This is a genomic window from Rhizobium sp. BK661, assembly GCF_024808825.1.
In the GTDB taxonomy this organism is placed as follows: Bacteria; Pseudomonadota; Alphaproteobacteria; order Rhizobiales; family Rhizobiaceae; genus Rhizobium.
On the sequence record NZ_JANTYT010000027.1, the window covers coordinates 50,346 to 65,809 of the forward strand.

At 56.7% G+C, this 15,464-nt stretch carries 12 protein-coding genes and 3 pseudogenes; 8 read left to right on the top strand and 7 right to left on the bottom strand.

Going from position 1 to position 15,464, the window contains the following annotated elements:
• The first annotated feature begins 481 nt into the window (after positions 1–481).
• Positions 482–1,012: a cytochrome c gene (locus FHX16_RS28735; protein ID WP_183758293.1), complete on the top strand. Its 531-nt coding sequence runs from the start codon at positions 482–484 to the stop codon at positions 1,010–1,012.
• A 3-nt stretch (positions 1,013–1,015) separates the two neighbouring features.
• Here FHX16_RS28735 and cueR read toward each other — a convergent pair whose 3' ends face one another.
• Both cueR and FHX16_RS28745 read right to left on the bottom strand, forming a co-directional pair.
• Positions 1,016–1,483: a Cu(I)-responsive transcriptional regulator gene (gene cueR, locus FHX16_RS28740; RefSeq protein WP_183758294.1), complete on the bottom strand. Its 468-nt coding sequence runs from the start codon at positions 1,481–1,483 to the stop codon at positions 1,016–1,018.
• Between the two features lie 55 nt (positions 1,484–1,538).
• On the bottom strand, positions 1,539–4,016 hold the full coding sequence (locus FHX16_RS28745) for a heavy metal translocating P-type ATPase (protein ID WP_259131688.1): 2,478 nt from the start codon (positions 4,014–4,016) through the stop codon (positions 1,539–1,541).
• A 977-nt stretch (positions 4,017–4,993) separates the two neighbouring features.
• On the opposite strand from FHX16_RS28745, the pseudogene FHX16_RS28750 reads away from it, so the two are divergent.
• Positions 4,994–5,223: pseudogene (locus FHX16_RS28750) on the top strand (multicopper oxidase domain-containing protein); the annotation flags it as partial.
• An 82-nt stretch (positions 5,224–5,305) separates the two neighbouring features.
• On the opposite strand, the gene FHX16_RS28755 reads toward FHX16_RS28750, so the two are convergent.
• Positions 5,306–5,509, bottom strand: a complete 204-nt coding sequence (locus tag FHX16_RS28755; RefSeq protein WP_183758298.1) for a heavy-metal-associated domain-containing protein — start codon at positions 5,507–5,509, stop codon at positions 5,306–5,308.
• A 155-nt stretch (positions 5,510–5,664) separates the two neighbouring features.
• Between FHX16_RS28755 and FHX16_RS28760 the strand changes: the two genes are divergently transcribed.
• Together FHX16_RS28760 and FHX16_RS28765 are read left to right on the top strand one after the other, a co-directional pair.
• Entirely contained in the window at positions 5,665–6,114 is a 450-nt protein-coding gene (locus FHX16_RS28760; protein WP_259131692.1) for a DUF411 domain-containing protein, read from the top strand.
• Positions 6,115–6,458: 344 nt separating this feature from the next.
• Complete coding sequence (locus tag FHX16_RS28765) at positions 6,459–6,791, top strand: hypothetical protein (protein WP_259131694.1); 333 nt, start codon at positions 6,459–6,461, stop codon at positions 6,789–6,791.
• A gap of 2,401 nt (positions 6,792–9,192) precedes the next feature.
• Here FHX16_RS28765 and FHX16_RS28770 read toward each other — a convergent pair.
• Positions 9,193–9,411, bottom strand: coding sequence for a hypothetical protein (locus tag FHX16_RS28770; protein ID WP_183758301.1), 219 nt, complete (start codon positions 9,409–9,411; stop codon positions 9,193–9,195).
• Between the two features lie 465 nt (positions 9,412–9,876).
• Between FHX16_RS28770 and FHX16_RS28775 the strand changes: the two are divergent.
• Positions 9,877–10,223 (top strand): annotated as a pseudogene (locus FHX16_RS28775) (hypothetical protein); the annotation flags it as partial.
• 468 nt (positions 10,224–10,691) lie between these two features.
• Here the strand turns inward: FHX16_RS28775 and FHX16_RS28780 are convergent.
• The gene (locus FHX16_RS28780; protein WP_183758303.1) at positions 10,692–11,693 is read right to left on the bottom strand and encodes an ABC transporter substrate-binding protein; all 1,002 of its coding nucleotides are present in this window, start codon (positions 11,691–11,693) and stop codon (positions 10,692–10,694) included.
• Between the two features lie 579 nt (positions 11,694–12,272).
• Between FHX16_RS28780 and FHX16_RS28785 the strand changes: the two genes are divergently transcribed.
• Together FHX16_RS28785 and FHX16_RS28790 are read left to right on the top strand one after the other, a co-directional pair.
• Complete coding sequence (locus tag FHX16_RS28785) at positions 12,273–12,548, top strand: hypothetical protein (RefSeq protein WP_259131706.1); 276 nt, start codon at positions 12,273–12,275, stop codon at positions 12,546–12,548.
• 564 nt (positions 12,549–13,112) lie between these two features.
• A complete protein-coding gene (locus FHX16_RS28790) occupies positions 13,113–13,559 on the top strand; it encodes a hypothetical protein (RefSeq protein ID WP_183864903.1) in 447 nt (148 codons plus the stop codon).
• A 608-nt stretch (positions 13,560–14,167) separates the two neighbouring features.
• On the opposite strand, the gene FHX16_RS28795 is transcribed toward FHX16_RS28790, so the two are convergent.
• On the bottom strand, positions 14,168–14,377 hold the full coding sequence (locus tag FHX16_RS28795; RefSeq protein ID WP_259131698.1) for a dodecin: 210 nt from the start codon (positions 14,375–14,377) through the stop codon (positions 14,168–14,170).
• Positions 14,378–14,681: 304 nt separating this feature from the next.
• On the opposite strand from FHX16_RS28795, the gene FHX16_RS28800 reads away from it, so the two are divergent.
• Entirely contained in the window at positions 14,682–14,999 is a 318-nt protein-coding gene (locus FHX16_RS28800) for a DUF982 domain-containing protein (protein ID WP_183865178.1), read from the top strand.
• 216 nt (positions 15,000–15,215) lie between these two features.
• On the opposite strand, the pseudogene FHX16_RS28805 reads toward FHX16_RS28800, so the two are convergent.
• Positions 15,216–15,464 (bottom strand): annotated as a pseudogene (locus FHX16_RS28805) (hypothetical protein); the annotation flags it as partial.

The window sequence follows — 15,464 nt, forward strand, 5'->3', positions numbered from 1 at the left end:
CAGGTCAGGCAGCGGTACGGGGCGGTCCCAGCGATGGTGGGAAAATGACACCGGTCAGGTGATCGACTGGTTGCCGGTAGGCGACGTCAATGAAACTCGGAACGTGATGGACTTCTGGCGCAACGGCCTCTGCGACAAACACCAGACACTGCAAGGCACAGCATTGGCCAGGGACAGCGTGCGGTTTTGAATCGTCGCAATCTTCGTGAGAACTCTGGTCGGCCGAAACGTGCGTTTGGGAAACAACGGAGAGGTCGGCTGTGAAGCTTGGCATCACAGGGGAAAGGAAGAGCAGGACTGCGATGAAAACCGCGACCATGACTTTCCGTCCTTGAACCTCGTCGCTAAATCGAACTGGGCTGAATCTTGCCAATGTCTGTAGATAGCTGAGACGCAAAGTAAGACATTGATCTTGATCAAATTCAAGTCGATGCCGAGCCGTGCCAGGTTCGTTCATCGATCCTGCCAGCGAAGGGATGCCATGAGGTCCGTTATTGTCGGTTCATTGATTTTTCTGGCTGTCGCGTCTGCTGCGGTTTGCGCGGGCGACATCGTGACCGTCCGGCAGGCGGATATGAAGGCAATCGCGGCTGCCACCAAGTCCATCGCGGGCATGTTCAAGGTGCCGTCGACCTATTCGTCGCCCGAGTTCAAGTGGGCAGCCGAGCTTATCCGAGACAAGGCGGGCCAGACGCTGATCGACCACTTCGCGTCGGAAGCCGCATCTCCGGCTTCGAAGGCGAAGCCAAATATCATCGAGGAACGTGACCGTTTCGACCGCCTGGCAAATGACCTCAAGTCCTATGCGGCGGCGCTGGCTGTGGCCGCCGGGAAGAATCCGGCGGTTATGACCGACAGCATGCGAATGAAGCCCGGCGAGCCGATGGGCGGCGGGCCGCTCGGGACCCATGTCCAGAGCGAGGCCGAGCTTTCATCCCTCCCTGCCGAGCATGCCTTCCACCTTATGCTGCAGACCTGCACGAGCTGTCATGTCAGGTTCCGCATGGAATAGCAGTCACCGTCGTACCGGCTGCTCAGCCCTGATACCGTTTACGCCGAATGGAGCGTTCATGGCTGGAACGTCATCCGCATCACCTGCATTTGCGAACTCCTCGATGATCGGGCAGTCCGGACGCTCGTCGCCGTGGCAGTGTGTCGCAAGATGTTTCAGGGTTTCCGTCATCGCATGGATGGCGGCTGCCTTCCGTTCCAGTTCGGCGATGTGCTCCATGGCGATGCTCTTGACGTCCGCGCTTGCGCGAGAACGGTCTCGCCAGAGCGCGAGCAGTGTCTTCATCTGCTCCACGGAAAAGCCGAGATCGCGTGCCCGGCGGATGAAGCGCAGCGTGTGGATGTCGTTGTCGGCGTAGGTTCGATAGCTCGACTCCGTCCGGTGAGCGGGCGTGATCAGCTTGATCTGTTCGTAGTAGCGGATCATTTTCGCCGAAACGCCGCTCGCCTTTGCGGCCTGTCCAATATTCATGTTCGATCTCCTTGAATGCGGGCGGCCCTTCCAGGCCAGCCCGCTTCGTAATGGGTTATGGGTTTACAGAGCGGAGACGTAGCGCATTTCCAAGTACGAAGACGCTGGACATCGCCATGGCTGCTGCTGCGAATATCGGTGACATCAGGGTGCCGTTTACCGGGTAAAGCACGCCTGCTGCTACCGGGATCAAGCTCACGTTGTAAGCAAAGGCCCAAAACAGGTTCTGCTTGATGTTCCGGATCGTCGATTTGCTGAGGGCGATGGCCTTCGGTACGCCGTTCAGGTCGCCAGACATCAGCACGACGTCCGCACTTTCGATTGCAATGTCGGTGCCCGTGCCGACAGCGAGGCCGACGTCCGCTTCGGTCAAAGCCGGAGCGTCATTGATACCATCGCCAATGAAGGCAACCTTTCTGCCACCGGCCCGCAGACGCTTCACGGCCTCTACCTTGCCGTCCGGAAGGACTTCGGCGACGACCTCGTCGATACCCAATTGGCGGGCGATTGCGTCGGCGGTGCGTTTGTTGTCTCCGGTGATCATCGCCACCTTCAGGCCGAGCGCATGGAGCGCAGCCACGGCTGCTGGGGTTGTTTCCTTTACAGGATCAGACACCGCGATAATCGCTGCGAGATTGCCGTCGATGGCCGCATAGAGTGGTGACTTCCCCTGATCGCCAAGAGCGGCGGCTTTCTCACGGAATTGGCCGATGTCGATACCCGCTTTCTCCAAGGCGCGGTCAGCACCGACCAGAACCTTTCGGCCGTTGACCGAGCCTTCAATGCCGAAGCCGGGGTTCGCCTGAAAGTCGGTGACAGGGAGAGCACGAATGCCCCGTTCCCAAGCCGCTGCCGCCAATGCCTTGGCAATCGGATGCTCCGACAGGGTCTCGACGCTGGCGACCAGTTGCAGGACTTCGATTTCCGCATATCCGTCCCGGACCTCAATATCGGTCAGTTCAGGGCGACCCTTCGTCAGGGTGCCGGTCTTGTCGAAAGCGACGATATCGGCTTCGCGAAGGCTTTGCAGAGCCTCTCCCTTCCGAAAGAGAATGCCGAGTTCGGCCGCGCGGCCGGTTCCGACCATGATCGATGTTGGCGTCGCCAGACCCATGGCGCATGGGCACGCGATGATGAGGACTGCCACCGCGTTAACCAGTGCGAAACTCAGGGCGGGCGACGGGCCAAGCGCATACCAGGCGACAAAGGTGAATGCTGCGGCGAAGATGACCGCGGGGACGAACCAGCCTGTCACCTTGTCGACCAGAGCCTGAATCGGCAGTTTCGATCCCTGCGCCGCTTCGACCATCCTGATGATCTGCGCCAGAAGGGTGTCGCTGCCCACCTTGGTCGCCTGGAAGGTGAACGTGCCATTTGTATTGATCGTACCGCCGACGACCTCGCTGTCGGCTGTTTTTTCGACCGGTATCGGCTCGCCTGTTATCATCGACTGATCGACATATGAGCTACCGGTTGCGACGATGCCATCGACGGGCACCTTCTCGCCCGGCCGGATGCGAATGATGTCGCCGACGACCACGTCCTCGATCTCGGTTTCGACGAACGCACCGTTGCGCGACACGAAAGCAGTCCTGGCCTGGAGGCCGATCAGCCGCTTGATGGCCTGGCTGGTCCGCCCTTTGGCGCGGACCTCGAGAAAACGCCCGAGCAGGATGAGGGTCACGATGACCGCAGCAGCCTCGTAATACACGTTGACAGTCCCGGACGGCAGCAAGCGCGGCGCGAAGGTCGCCACGACGGAGTAGAGCCACGCAGCCGTGGTTCCGAGGACCACCAACGAGTTCATATCGGGCGTCCGACGCAGGAGGTTCGGTACGCCCTTCTGGAAGAATCGCAGGCCAGGTCCGAACAGGACAACGGTTGCGAGGACGAACTGCAGGTAAAGATTGTTCTGCATGCCGATGCTGTCCATGATCAACTCATGAACGGCCGGGATGAAGTGAGAACCCATCTCCAGCAGGAAGAGCGGCAAGGTCAGCGCTGCAGAGACCGCTAGCAGGGCTTTGAGCTTGGAGATTTCGGTCGCTCGGTGGTCTTTGTCTTCAAGGGCCTGTGGTGCTTGCAGGCGGCGGACGTCGTATCCGGCATTCCTCACCGCAGCTTCGAGTACCGGGGTCTGAACAGCCCCCGCCGCCACGTGCACGGTCGCCCGCTCGGTCGCAAGGTTGACGGACGCATCGATGACCCCTGGCACAGCCTTTAACGCCTTCTCGACGTGGGCCACGCAGGAGGCGCAGGTCATTCCTTCGACGCCAAATTCTTGCGTATCGATCCTGGCTTGATAGCCTGCGTCCTCGATGGCGCGCAGAACCGAAGCAGGATCGACGGCATCCTTGAATGTGACGCTGGCTCTTTCTGTGGCGAGATTGACCGATGCGCTATCGACGCCAGGAAGGGCCTTGATCGATTTCTCCACACGACTGACGCAGGATGCGCACGACATGCCCTCGATTTCGAACTCGGTCGGAGTGGAATGTGCCAGGTTTTTTTCGAACTGGGAGAGCGCAGTCATGGGAGGATCCTCATTTCACTGCACAGATAAGTAATCCTTCCCATAATGGGAAGGTCAAGGGTCTCATTTCACCTTGTTGATATGGATCAACGGCGTGACACGCCAACGTGTTTACTGTTCCCTTCAGTCCGTAATAAGCTAACAGCGTGGCCGTGATCGAACACTGGTGCTTATTGCGACGATGGTTATCCTAGCCATCGGTCTGGTGTTTGCGCCATTTGCCGCAGCTCACGCTGTGCCCTGCCTCGATATTCCCTCCTCCGCCCACGTCTTGGTGCAGGATCATAGGGCAGAGATGGCGGGCCATCGGCATTCCGAACCGTCGCATTCGACGGCCGGGAACTGCTGCGTCTCGGTTTGCTCAGTGCGCGCAGGGCCATTGGCCTCAGGAGCCTCCGAGTTCCTGCACTTATCCCACCCTGTCGTCTATCTGGTCCAGATCTCACCGCTGACGGGACATTCGGTACCGCCCGGGCTCGACCCGCCCGGCTTGCTGTCTGACGTTTTTCGTTGCTGCATTGCGCGCCTACCCTCGAAACCGGACAAGTGACATGTACAGACGCGATTTTCTCACCTGCAGGGTGGCCGGGGCGGCTATCTATGGCGCGACCAACCCTCTCGCTATTCGGCAAGCAAGTGCCGGGACAGCGCCAGCTACGCAACTGGCCGGATCGACCCAAAGACTTAGCATCGTCAAGCGAACAATTGAGGTCAACGGCAGGCCGCGAATGTGCTTGGCATAACTCGGTCGTATGAGTCGCCAGGATTGAGGCTCGACGCCGGCGCTCCATTCGATGTTGAGTTGTCCAGATCGACGCCCCGACGCTGATCCACTGGCACGGTCTAACGCCGCCGTGGGATCAGGACTGCGTGCCGGATAATCCAGCTGGTGCAAGCCTGGCCAAACCCGCCACGATAAGTTTCGCCTCCGAGAGCGCGGGACCCACTGGATGCACGCTCACACGCTGCAGGAGAGGAACATGTCAATGATGTCCCACCCCGATGCACCTGCACGGACACAAGTTCCAGGTCGTCGGTATCAACGGGAGGGCTATTAACGGCGCTTTACGCGATACCGTAATGGTGCCCATGATGTCGACGGTGATCATTGCCTTTGACGCCGACAACTCCGGCCGTTGGCCGTTCCAATCATCACCTGTACCATATGGCGAGCGGGATGATGACACACATCGGGTACAAGGCCTGATGGCGCGGATGCTCCCGTTCATTCCCGGGAGCATCTGCTGCTATTTGCAAGGGGGAGGTCGTTGTTGTCCGCTGCCCGAAGACTAGAGAGATGTGAATGTATTCGGATAGCCTGCTTTCTCGATCGCTGCCGCTATTGTGAGCGGGTCGAGTTTTGACTCCACCTTTGCGGTCCGGGTTGGAAGGTCGACCTTGGCCTGGGCAGTGGGATCGGTGGCCCTGATTGCCTTTTCCACCGTGCCCGCGCAGTGGCCACAGGTCATGTTCTGGATATTGAATTCGTACATGGAAGGTCTCCGATTCAAGTGACTTAAAATAGGTGGGGTTTGCCATCGTGGGAAGGTCAAGAGAACCTGCAAACGTTCAGGAGAATGTCGAAGGGAAACGGGCGTCGATCATGGCCCTGAAATGAGCTTGAACACCAATGAAAGGAGAGAAGAGCATGAAACGTAGAGCTTTCATGTGTCTGGCGGCAGCAGGCACGATTGCCACACTTACCCGGCGTGCGTCAGCGTCGCGGGCTCGGATGGACATCTATAAAGATCCCAGCTGCGGCTGCTGCGGAGCTTGGGCCCTCGCAATGGTGAATGCCGATTTCAACGTCGTGGTCCGGGAGGATGATTTCATGTCGATAAAGGGCAGGCTCGGTATCCCTGAAGATATGCAGGGGTGCCACACCGCTGTGGTCGGCGACTACTTCTTTGAAGGGCACGTCCCCTTGGAGGCCGTCGAGAAGGTGTTGAACGAGAAACCTCCGATTGCGGGACTTGCCGTGCCAGGTATGCCGGTTGGCTCGCTTGGAATGGGAGACGACCACCAAGCCTCTTATGAGGTGTACAGCCTTACAAAGCCTGACATGAAGCCGTCGCTTTACATGCGCATGGGCGGTTAGGACCCAATCAGGGCATTCACGCCGAAAGCCAGGATCGCGGCGCTTACAACCAGTGCGGCAATCATAACCGTCTGACGGTCGGCTGCCAGCGTTACATCTTTGGGGACGAGACCATGCTCGCGTACCAGGCTGGGACTATTGCGGTGTCGTTTCCGGCGGTGTGACGTAGTCGTTTCTCCCAATGCGAAGTTACGCGTTCTAACAAGGCAGCTTGGTCGCAATCCGCCATTGGCACGGGATTTCGACTTCACCGATCGACTGCTGGGAGAAGAATACTTCAGCCATACTTTAGACAGAAGTAAAATAAGATACTGCCGACGGATCGAAATTTGCGGGGGAATACGATGCGGCTTGTCCTTGCCTTGTTGATACTTGTTGCTGCAACAGCAGCTAACGCACATCATGCGCCATCCGGATTTCAATACGAAGCATTTTGCTGCAACGGGAACGGCGAAAACGGGGACTGTCAGCCTATTCCGTCACAAGCAGTGCGACCAGCGGGCGGTGGGTACCAGATCGCGCTGAAGCCAGGCGACCATAGGCTCGTTACGCGTCCACACCTTTTCCTCGTTCCGCAGTCCAGGGCCTTGGAATCGCCGGACGGTCAGTTTCATCTGTGTCTGTTCCCAAACGAGGATACTGTCCGGTGCTTTTACGCGCCGCCCTTGAATTTCTAATCAACGAGCGAACCAGCCACCTGGAAAATCATTAATTGAGGGTCGTGTGCGTGGAGCGAGACACCGAGCGATTGGTGAGGAGGAGCCAGCGGACTATATCGTTTGAAGATCACGAGCCTGCGCCGCAGACAGTACCAGAATGAAAAAATATGGCCTGTCAGCATCAAGATCTGTCCGGTACAAAGGCCAGGCTTCATGTTGGAGCCGCACCTGAGCCTCGGGAACCACCGAGGCTAATTTTTTGGTCGTTGGCAGCTGATCGAATCGAATGCTTGATTGGCTCACGAGGGAATGGTCGTCTCTACGTGCATCCGAGCCCCCCGGAAATTACGATAAAGTTGGAATCTCCGACGGCGAACCCGAAAACGCATTTGTTAAAGTCGCAAACAGGCCGTGATGGAACCTTTTTTTGTGCCGCCTATTTCTCCGATAAAGCCGGTGTTCCCATGTCACGATATTTATCGTTTTCTACGCAAGCAGCCAGCGCTCAGAATGAGCCGGCTTCAAGAAATTTTCTCGTTTATCGGCGGATCGGCACGATGGTCTTGTACGCAGCCACTATCTTGCTGGTGATCGTGACGGGATGGATCAGCATGGGACTGCTCGTACCTTCATAGACGCAAGCCTTTCCAAAGCTTGGGCAACCTCGCACGATGAGAGGGTGGAAGGCTCAAAGGCACGACGGGCATGCCGAGAGGCTTTCCGGTCCAAAGAGGGTTGTGTGCGCACCACAGATATCGCACATGCATGACGACGGATAGCAGCGTGCCTCACTTTGTGCGGGTATCGTGCATTCCGCGTCACCTTAGGGAGCGCATCGGGCAACGCCCGGCACAGAGCGTTCAACGTGAAAGGAGAAGAATTTCGGGCAACAGCATGAACAGGCTAGTGCCAGATTTCTGAAGCTCTATTTCGGGGCTGCGTACCTTTTGTTCAACCCAATAGTTTACCCATTTTTGATCGGAGCCAGAATTTCAGGCTCGGCCGCCGGATAAAAATGACGGTACTGTCCTCGCCCGCGTAAGCCGGGACTACGCGCGCTTCGTAAAGACCGTCGTCACGCTGTATGGATCCGAGCCGTGGCCCGATTGGGCGACCAAGGCGGCTCTCTGCGTCAGTTAAGTAGGTCAAGGGATTTGCCCCTTTTGCAAGATCCATTGCATGCCACGCAAAACGAACAATCGGCGCCAAGCGGCTTTAGCGGAGCGAATGCATCTGTGACCGGCTGGACGGGCGATATCCGAACCGTCTTGATGCCGTGCTTCTTGACCATGGACGCCGACCGTTTTGAAGCTTTGCGAACGCGATCCAGTCCCTGCAGAATTTTCAACATGTACTTTGCTTCAACGGCTTCCATCCTGGCGAGAGGGACGCCATCGAGCCGAGCAGGCTCAAGCGTTGCCTCGTCGATGATGGACCAGTGTTCGCCTTCCATGCGTAATCGGTATTCTTCGGCCATTACCAGCCCCCTGTTGAGAACCAATTCCAGTCTGCTGCAAGGGCGCGCGTCCAGCTACCTAGCATATCGGGCAACTCTCCCGCTCAAAAGTTGTATATCTACTCGCCCTAATTCGCACATTGCGCGCCTCGGCCTTTTTGAGGGGTGCGTGGTTCGGTGCCAGTACGATGTGGCACCGTTCTTCCCTTTCCTTCGCCGCCGAGGATTTTTTACACAATGTCCAAATTGGGCTGATCCATTGGGCGATCTGCTCGTTAAGTCCCAGTGGCAAGGTTGGTCCAGCCCAGCAGTCGCTTCGTGGATCAAATTCGAAGTCCAATCTCGTCTCGGCTCACGTGTCGAACGCCGGATCTGGCGGCCGCCCCCTCAGCGAAGCCGACGAACATCCCCTTCAGGGATAGCAACAACGATCGCGCACTCGTCTGCTCGATACCAGTTGATCGATGACTGCCTTGGGCGGCCAGCAGCGGTCGCGACTCCACATTTGCATCAGTCGATGGTTAGTGCGACCTGCTTTTCTTGTCTCGTAACCGACGACGCCGTTGGCCTTGCGGTAAAGGCAATAAGTCTTCGATCTGTTGCACAAGCCTGGATTTGTCGAGCTTGAAGGCCCAGGGATGACATGTCTGGAGGACGGACTTCAATGAGCGACAGGGCTTCATCGACAGAGGGCGCGGGACAGAGGACCACGTAGGCTTGTTCTTCCGAAACGAGAGCCAGACCAGTTGCAATGAATAGCCATCCTCGCCGATCAACGCACAGGTGGAATCCATCGGTCCTCGCCATTCGGTTCCAACTAATCTCAAAGTTGTTGAAGGGCGGAAAAGCCGCCTTCAGGTTTGCAAGAAATCGTTCAAGCGCACATCCGGACCCGTGACCAGCACGACCTATCCCGATCTTCGTCCCCACGGGCGACGGCGTGTTGCCTGATGACATTTTTCATCAATGCGTTAGCAGAAGTTCTTCCTGGCTGATCAAGACGAGAAACAGCCCCTCGTCCAATCGCGAGACAACGTCGCCATCTTCCGTCAGATAGTCGATTTTCGTTGGATCGGGGCTGATGTTTCCCCTTTGGTCGATCCTCATCTGCTCGATGACGATGCAAGGTCGCCCAGCGTGGCTGGAGCACTGGAAGCGGTTCGTCTCCTTATAGAGGTGCATGGGACTATCCTCCCGGTTGAGATGGATGGAATAGCTATCAGCATGCTGCAATTTGAGGATGCGACAATAAAGATTAGAAATGGGCGCAACTGCGAAAAGTCAATAAGGCCGGCGCCGAGCCCGGGTGTCAAAGCGTGGTAGTCAACGGTACCAAGAAGCAGAATCCACCTGCGTATAGCGCGGCGATCAGGATGAGACGGATCTCACCGTGATTGTCGCCGCGCACCTGCGGCTGATTTGAAACATGAACGAACGGCTGGATTCAGCGAAACGATGGAGGAGATCTGTCAAGTGCGACGTCATTAGTCCCTGCGTCGCGCAGAGAACCCGAGAGTGTAAGGCTCGGCGCGGAAGAGGAACCGCCCTTGGAGTTTTCCTTTGCGATCGTCGTTCTCGGCTTGATCCGGCTGTGTTTGGTTTTTCGGGTCGCAGCCGTACGCCTGGATTGAGAAAGGAAGAGGTTGCGCGTTTCGAGTGGACGCAGGCCGTGCCGGAGCGACGTCGGAGATCACGAACTGGTAGATGAACTTTGCAACGTGAGTCCGGAGTTTGCTGCGCTGTGGCAGGAGAACGATGTTATTGCCCATGGAGAAGGAACCAAGAGGCTAAAACATCCGATTCTCGGCGACATCGAACTGAATATTCCGGGTTTGCCGTGGATGGTAGGCCCGATCTACCTAGTCGTCTACAATCCCGTCGGTCCCCGGGTGGCGGAACGTATCCGGATGCTGGTCGCCAGCAGCGATTGCAGCCTTGACACGCCGGATGTGCCGATGACTGGCGTCCCTTTTTCAGGGAAACCAGAGCTCTAGAAGGTCGTTTCCTGGACCAGCCACCACACGGGAAGGAACGCCAAAGCAATGGCAACGAGCCAAACCGATGCGAACTTTACAAGATACTGCAGTCTGGCTTTCGTCTGATCCAACGCAAACAACATAACGAAACTCCAACGCCCCGGCGCACAAAAACATCATGCAACCATTGAGTCGAGTGCGGAACTGCAACACTCGCCATCGCTTTCATCGCCCGAGCAAAGGTCCCGATGTTAAAGAACCATCTCCTGGGAGACCTTTACTTCTCGTTCCGGTGACAGTAGCAGCCTGTCAGCCTTCTCATACCAGACGGATGCTGCCGGCTACTTTGCGCTGTCGCTTTTGGTCCTCAGCGCGGACCTAAACCCTTTGTAGGCCGCAAGACCATCCATTCGTATCGCCGTGCCATGTCTCGTGGAGAATGAGCCGTTAACAGGGCGGCGGATGATCCCCGCGGCCCCCGGGCGTCTAGAGGGAAGCCTCGATCTTCTTTGCTGCAGCCTCCGAGACCCACTTGGTCCAGATGTCCTTGTTTTCCTTCAGGAAGTGCTTGGCGCCGTCCTCGCCGCTCGCCTGATTGTCGGTCATCCAGGCCATCAGCTTGTTGACGGTCTCATTGCTCCAGGAGCGCTTCTGCAGGTAGCCCATGACCTCGGGCCCCGCCTTTTCCGAAAACGGCTTCGCCACGAGAGTGACGATCGTGTCGACCGGCCACGCATTCGGCTTCGGATCCGAGCAGTCGGCCACCGTATTGCAACGTTTCCACTCGGCGGCATCGGCAGGCACGCCGGCTTCGAGCTTGACCATCTGATATTTCCCGAGCAAGGCAGTGGGGGCCCAATAATACCCGACCCAGCCTTGCTTGCGCTCGTAGGCCTTTGCGATCGATCCATCGAGGCCAGCCGCCGAACCCGTATCGACGAGCTTGAAGCCTGCCTTTTCTGCGTCGAAAGCTTTGAAAAGCTGAGAGGTAACAACCGTGCCGCCCCACCCCTGCGGGCCATTGTAGATGGCACCCTTGGACGCGTCTTCCGTATCAGGGAACAGTTCCGGGTGCTTCAGCATATCGGGAATTGACTTCAAATCCGGGTGAGCGTCGGCAAGGTATTTCGGGATCCACCATCCCTGCACGCCCCCATCGGGGAGAGGGGAGCCAACCTTGATGATGCGTCCCTCGTCGGTGCCCTTCTTCACCACATCCGGCAGAAGGTCGACCCAGGCCTCAGGGGCGACATCTGGTTCACCTTTTTCGGCCATTGACGTGATGGTCGGAACAGTATCACCAACGGTGATTTCCGCCTGGCAGCCATACCCTTCGTTCAGGATAATCTTGTCGAGGTTGGAAAGAACCTCTGCGCTTTGCCAGTTCATGCTGGCAATCGTCAAGGAACCGCAACCGGCGGCATTCGCGTAAGAGGCAAGTCCCAGCAGCCCGAATGTCACGCAAGTTGATGCCAATAGTTTCTTCATTTCAGTTCCCCTTTCTTGTGACGGCTTTCAACGTTCGAGTGGTCCGCCGCGAAAGACCGCTCCAAAATCTCTACGAGAACCATTGTCACCAGTGAACTACCGTCGACATCCCGTTGTCCCGAACCGCATATGCATGCGTCGCCTTCTCGCCTCATGCGCCTCAAATCTTCCGTCCGCAATGATCCCAACGGTCTGATGTCTTAGTGTCGAAACACCAATCCAAAGCTTGCAATCGCGACACTTTGCGTCCAGCGAAAGGTCGAAGTTCTAAATAGTACCAATCCGGAAACTATAAAGACTTCGGGGCCTTGAAGAGTGTTCTTTCGAAGTGAAGCGAGAGTGGTGAAACGAACAAGGGCTTACTTCGTCAAGTTGAGCGTGGGGCAGCCAAAAACCGAGCCAGTTTGCGTGGGGCAGCAAAACCGAGAATTCCGCATCGTTCGCGCCCTCTCTGAGGGAACCGTTCCGTGTCGGGAAGGTTAGCTTCTCAGAGAAGAGACTTTTGGAGGATTACCAATGACTGTGTTGAAGAGAATTGCTATCAGTTCTGCCCTGGTCGCGAGCAGCGTGGTCGGATTCATGTCACCTTCCATCGCCCAGGATCTCGAGTTCAGGGTGGGCCCAGGGGGCGTCGGAATTCATGATCGTAATAATGATCGGCACGGGGATTGGTCCGATCGAGGGTCTCGCCGGCGCTGCGATCCTGATGATGCCCTTGACAACGCACGCGATGCCGGATTTCGAAGGGCTCATGTCGTGCGGATTTCGCCACGTAGCGTTGTCGTAGAGGGCATGACCCGCCGCGGGCCAGACAGGATCATCTTCGCTAACGTTCGCGGTTGCCCCGAGGTGTAAGATCCAGCAAGGTTCAACGTTGTCATGAAAGGCGGCGCCCATCCCTAAAACCGAGGCTGTTTGGGGAGCACGAAAGACTGTAGCACGATGCAACAATGTACGCGAAACGGCAGGCCTTGCTGACATACCGAGGCTTCGTTTGGCATTGATGTCGAAATCCATTGCCGTTGGTGTCTGTCGTCGACCACGTGCCGTTCAAACGGCCAAAACAGGCGGGCAATCGTGAGCCGCCGCTGCGCCGTTCGTTCGGCCGAGCCGACGCAGCCTAAGGTCGTGGGAGGCACTGAGTTGGTGCCCACCACGACATGGCGGCGACAAGCGGAGTTGTTGAATAGGCAACGATAGAACGGGAGAGGACGTCCTCAATACGACGTCCCTCTAAGGGTCCGGCCGAGAGCGCACCCCCCAACTGGTCCACTAAACGATAGCTTGCCATTCGAGCAGCCGCATCTTCCGACCTGGCGTGGACCTTCCACCCTCCAAATGGCGTAGCATAGAGAGTAGCAATACATCTGGAAAGAAAAATCGGAGGCTCTAACTCCAGTAAGGTATCTGGAGCGTGGAATGTTTCATAAGTATTCGAGCCTGAGGAAATTGAAAGGCGTATTGGCCGATACAATTCAAAGATCGGAATACGCTTTGGGAATACGGGCACTATACGACAGAGAGGTCATATTCGCGCTTGATGTAGAGCACCTAAATTTTGAGTTGCCTCCATTTCCGGTAAACGCTGAAGCGATTTGGAACTGGATCAACGAACAGATCGTGGGGTCGCCCGGTCAGGAGACTTTCGTTTACGAGATCAACCTCGACGGAGAGGATCGCGAAGACCGGGTGATGGAGAAGCTGGTAGAGATTGGCGAGGGAACAGGTATGACGGCCTGGACATTCGATCTGGAAAGCGAGGAGAGAAAAACATATTCGCTTAGGTTCATTGTGATAACCATTCCGGACAAGAGACAAGCAAAGGAATTTCGTGTGAAATTCCACGGCAAGAATATTCTACCGTGACACCGGCTTGCGAGCCTCTGATACCGAAGTTGGGTCCAAGTGTCGTCGGCCAGGTGTCCTTCGCCTGCAATGCTTGTGTTGAAAACGACAATTTTATTGCCGGGCGGGCGTTGCCCGACATTACACGTTCTCATTAAATGGCTACTTCCTGTCGATAATAGCCCGACAAGGATTTCGGTCTGTCGAAGGCCCCTGCCGTGCTTAACTGGGAGCGACCATGAAACAAGCCCTGATCGTAACATCGATAGCGGTCGCCCTGGTCGCGATCGCGGCAACGTACGCGTTGCCTTCCTTCAACGCGACCGGCCATTCTCAGATAGTCAACTCTCGTTAACATGATCGCGCTCTTCGCCTTTCGTTGATGAGAATGCCACACGACGCGACCACAATGTGATCTCGAGCGCGATCCGCGGCAGCAGACCAGGAGCCAACGGGACAAAGCATTCATAAGCCAGGACATACGCAGCCGCCTCAGGTCGAGGTTTCTTTCCAATCTCGCGGGATTGCAAGTCGGCGAACCGTTCCAATACGCTAGGTCTGCTACTCAACTCGAAAATGGCGAAGAGCGACGACGAAATCGTCGCTCTTGGCGTTTTCGGCTGGCGACGTTATCCTTCAATTCTGAAGCCTACCTTCATCACAACCTGATAGTGTTCAACTGCGCCGTCCCTGATATGTCCCCGGATCTGCTCGACTTCGAACCAATCTAGATTTCGCATGGTCTTTGACGCGCGCGCGATTGCCGTGTCGATGGCTTCAGTTATTGAAACCTTGGAGGTGCCGACCAGTTCGACCTTCTTGTAGACGTGATCGCTCATTTTGCTTCCTTCCTTCAGTGTTTCAGGTTCAGGCAAGTCTTGAGACGCTGCGCTGCACAAAAGGAACGAAGACAACCTTTCAATGTCGAACGCCTTTGAAACTCTCACATGATTTTGGTCGCGTGCCAATGTCAGCGTTGTCGCCGGGAAGTTCGAAGTGGACATTGTCGAGAAAAAATCCCGGCAGCGCAGCCATGCCCCTTTCAGCGCTCAAAATGTGAAGAGGGGCGCTTCCAGCTGGCCCCAAAGCTGCCGTGTTTCGAGGTGAATCTGTCATGGGGCGACTCAGGGGAGGAGCACGCGCATGGTTTCAACGGGCGATTGGACATTTGGACTCGAAATCTGGCTGCCAGGGGTTCCAAATCCGATAGACATCAGAGGAACAGACGAAGCATCGGCGTTGTTGGCAGAGAAATGGCCGGTTACGTTCGGATCGGCGTTTGAGCGAGCTCTTAGCGCTTGCGCCGCAGTACTTGATGGGACGATGCACCCAGACAGTGCGAAGCGGGCCCTGATCGATGCGGCCGAAGCGATCGGCGTCTCGTGGAGGGACCGGGTCTATCATGTGCCGGCCCGCAGTGAGGTGTTTGCTCGCGGTCCTTCCATCAGCCGCAGCCATTGAGCTGCGTCGGGGGATGACAGGAGGCGAGGTGACGGATCTCGCGATACGCTATTCAAATGGCGCCGCTCAGCTCAGACTGAGCTGGTGACCCAGCGGCTTGCTTAAAGACCTGCTCATGGCAGACTTCACGGGACCTGTTCGTCCGCGCTGCCCCGGCCGGGGCATGCTGTCGATCACGGCATTGTTCCGCGCAATGACTGCGCCGCGGGATGGAATTTAAGTATAGCTATGCGTGTATTGGCCTTCGGGAAAATCCAGGAAGCCGAGGGACCAGCATTTGCCAGGCCAAATATAATCCACTCGCCGTTCCAACGGTCGGTACAGCGCAGTATAGAGAGTTGGATAAAAAATACTGTTGGAGTAAAGCGGCGGTGACCTTGCCCCGTTGAAATAATCCATTTTGAAGTAAGCTCTGGCCCATTGAGAGGACCAGGGAATGAAGCGCAGCCGTTTCACAGACGAACA

What these genes read in the sequence shown, in the direction of transcription:
- FHX16_RS28765 (WP_259131694.1), top strand. Translation starts at nt 6,459, where the DNA reads ATGCGGCTTGTCCTTGCCTTGTTGATACTTGTTGCTGCAACAGCAGCT.
- FHX16_RS28785 (WP_259131706.1), top strand. Translation starts at nt 12,273, where the DNA reads ATGTCACCTTCCATCGCCCAGGATCTCGAGTTCAGGGTGGGCCCAGGG.
- FHX16_RS28745 (WP_259131688.1), bottom strand. Translation starts at nt 4,016, where the DNA reads ATGACTGCGCTCTCCCAGTTCGAAAAAAACCTGGCACATTCCACTCCG.
- FHX16_RS28770 (WP_183758301.1), bottom strand. Translation starts at nt 9,411, where the DNA reads ATGCACCTCTATAAGGAGACGAACCGCTTCCAGTGCTCCAGCCACGCT.
- FHX16_RS28755 (WP_183758298.1), bottom strand. Translation starts at nt 5,509, where the DNA reads ATGTACGAATTCAATATCCAGAACATGACCTGTGGCCACTGCGCGGGC.
- FHX16_RS28760 (WP_259131692.1), top strand. Translation starts at nt 5,665, where the DNA reads ATGAAACGTAGAGCTTTCATGTGTCTGGCGGCAGCAGGCACGATTGCC.
- cueR (WP_183758294.1), bottom strand. Translation starts at nt 1,483, where the DNA reads ATGAATATTGGACAGGCCGCAAAGGCGAGCGGCGTTTCGGCGAAAATG.
- FHX16_RS28735 (WP_183758293.1), top strand. Translation starts at nt 482, where the DNA reads ATGAGGTCCGTTATTGTCGGTTCATTGATTTTTCTGGCTGTCGCGTCT.
- FHX16_RS28795 (WP_259131698.1), bottom strand. Translation starts at nt 14,377, where the DNA reads ATGAGCGATCACGTCTACAAGAAGGTCGAACTGGTCGGCACCTCCAAG.
- FHX16_RS28800 (WP_183865178.1), top strand. Translation starts at nt 14,682, where the DNA reads ATGGTTTCAACGGGCGATTGGACATTTGGACTCGAAATCTGGCTGCCA.
- FHX16_RS28790 (WP_183864903.1), top strand. Translation starts at nt 13,113, where the DNA reads ATGTTTCATAAGTATTCGAGCCTGAGGAAATTGAAAGGCGTATTGGCC.
- FHX16_RS28780 (WP_183758303.1), bottom strand. Translation starts at nt 11,693, where the DNA reads ATGAAGAAACTATTGGCATCAACTTGCGTGACATTCGGGCTGCTGGGA.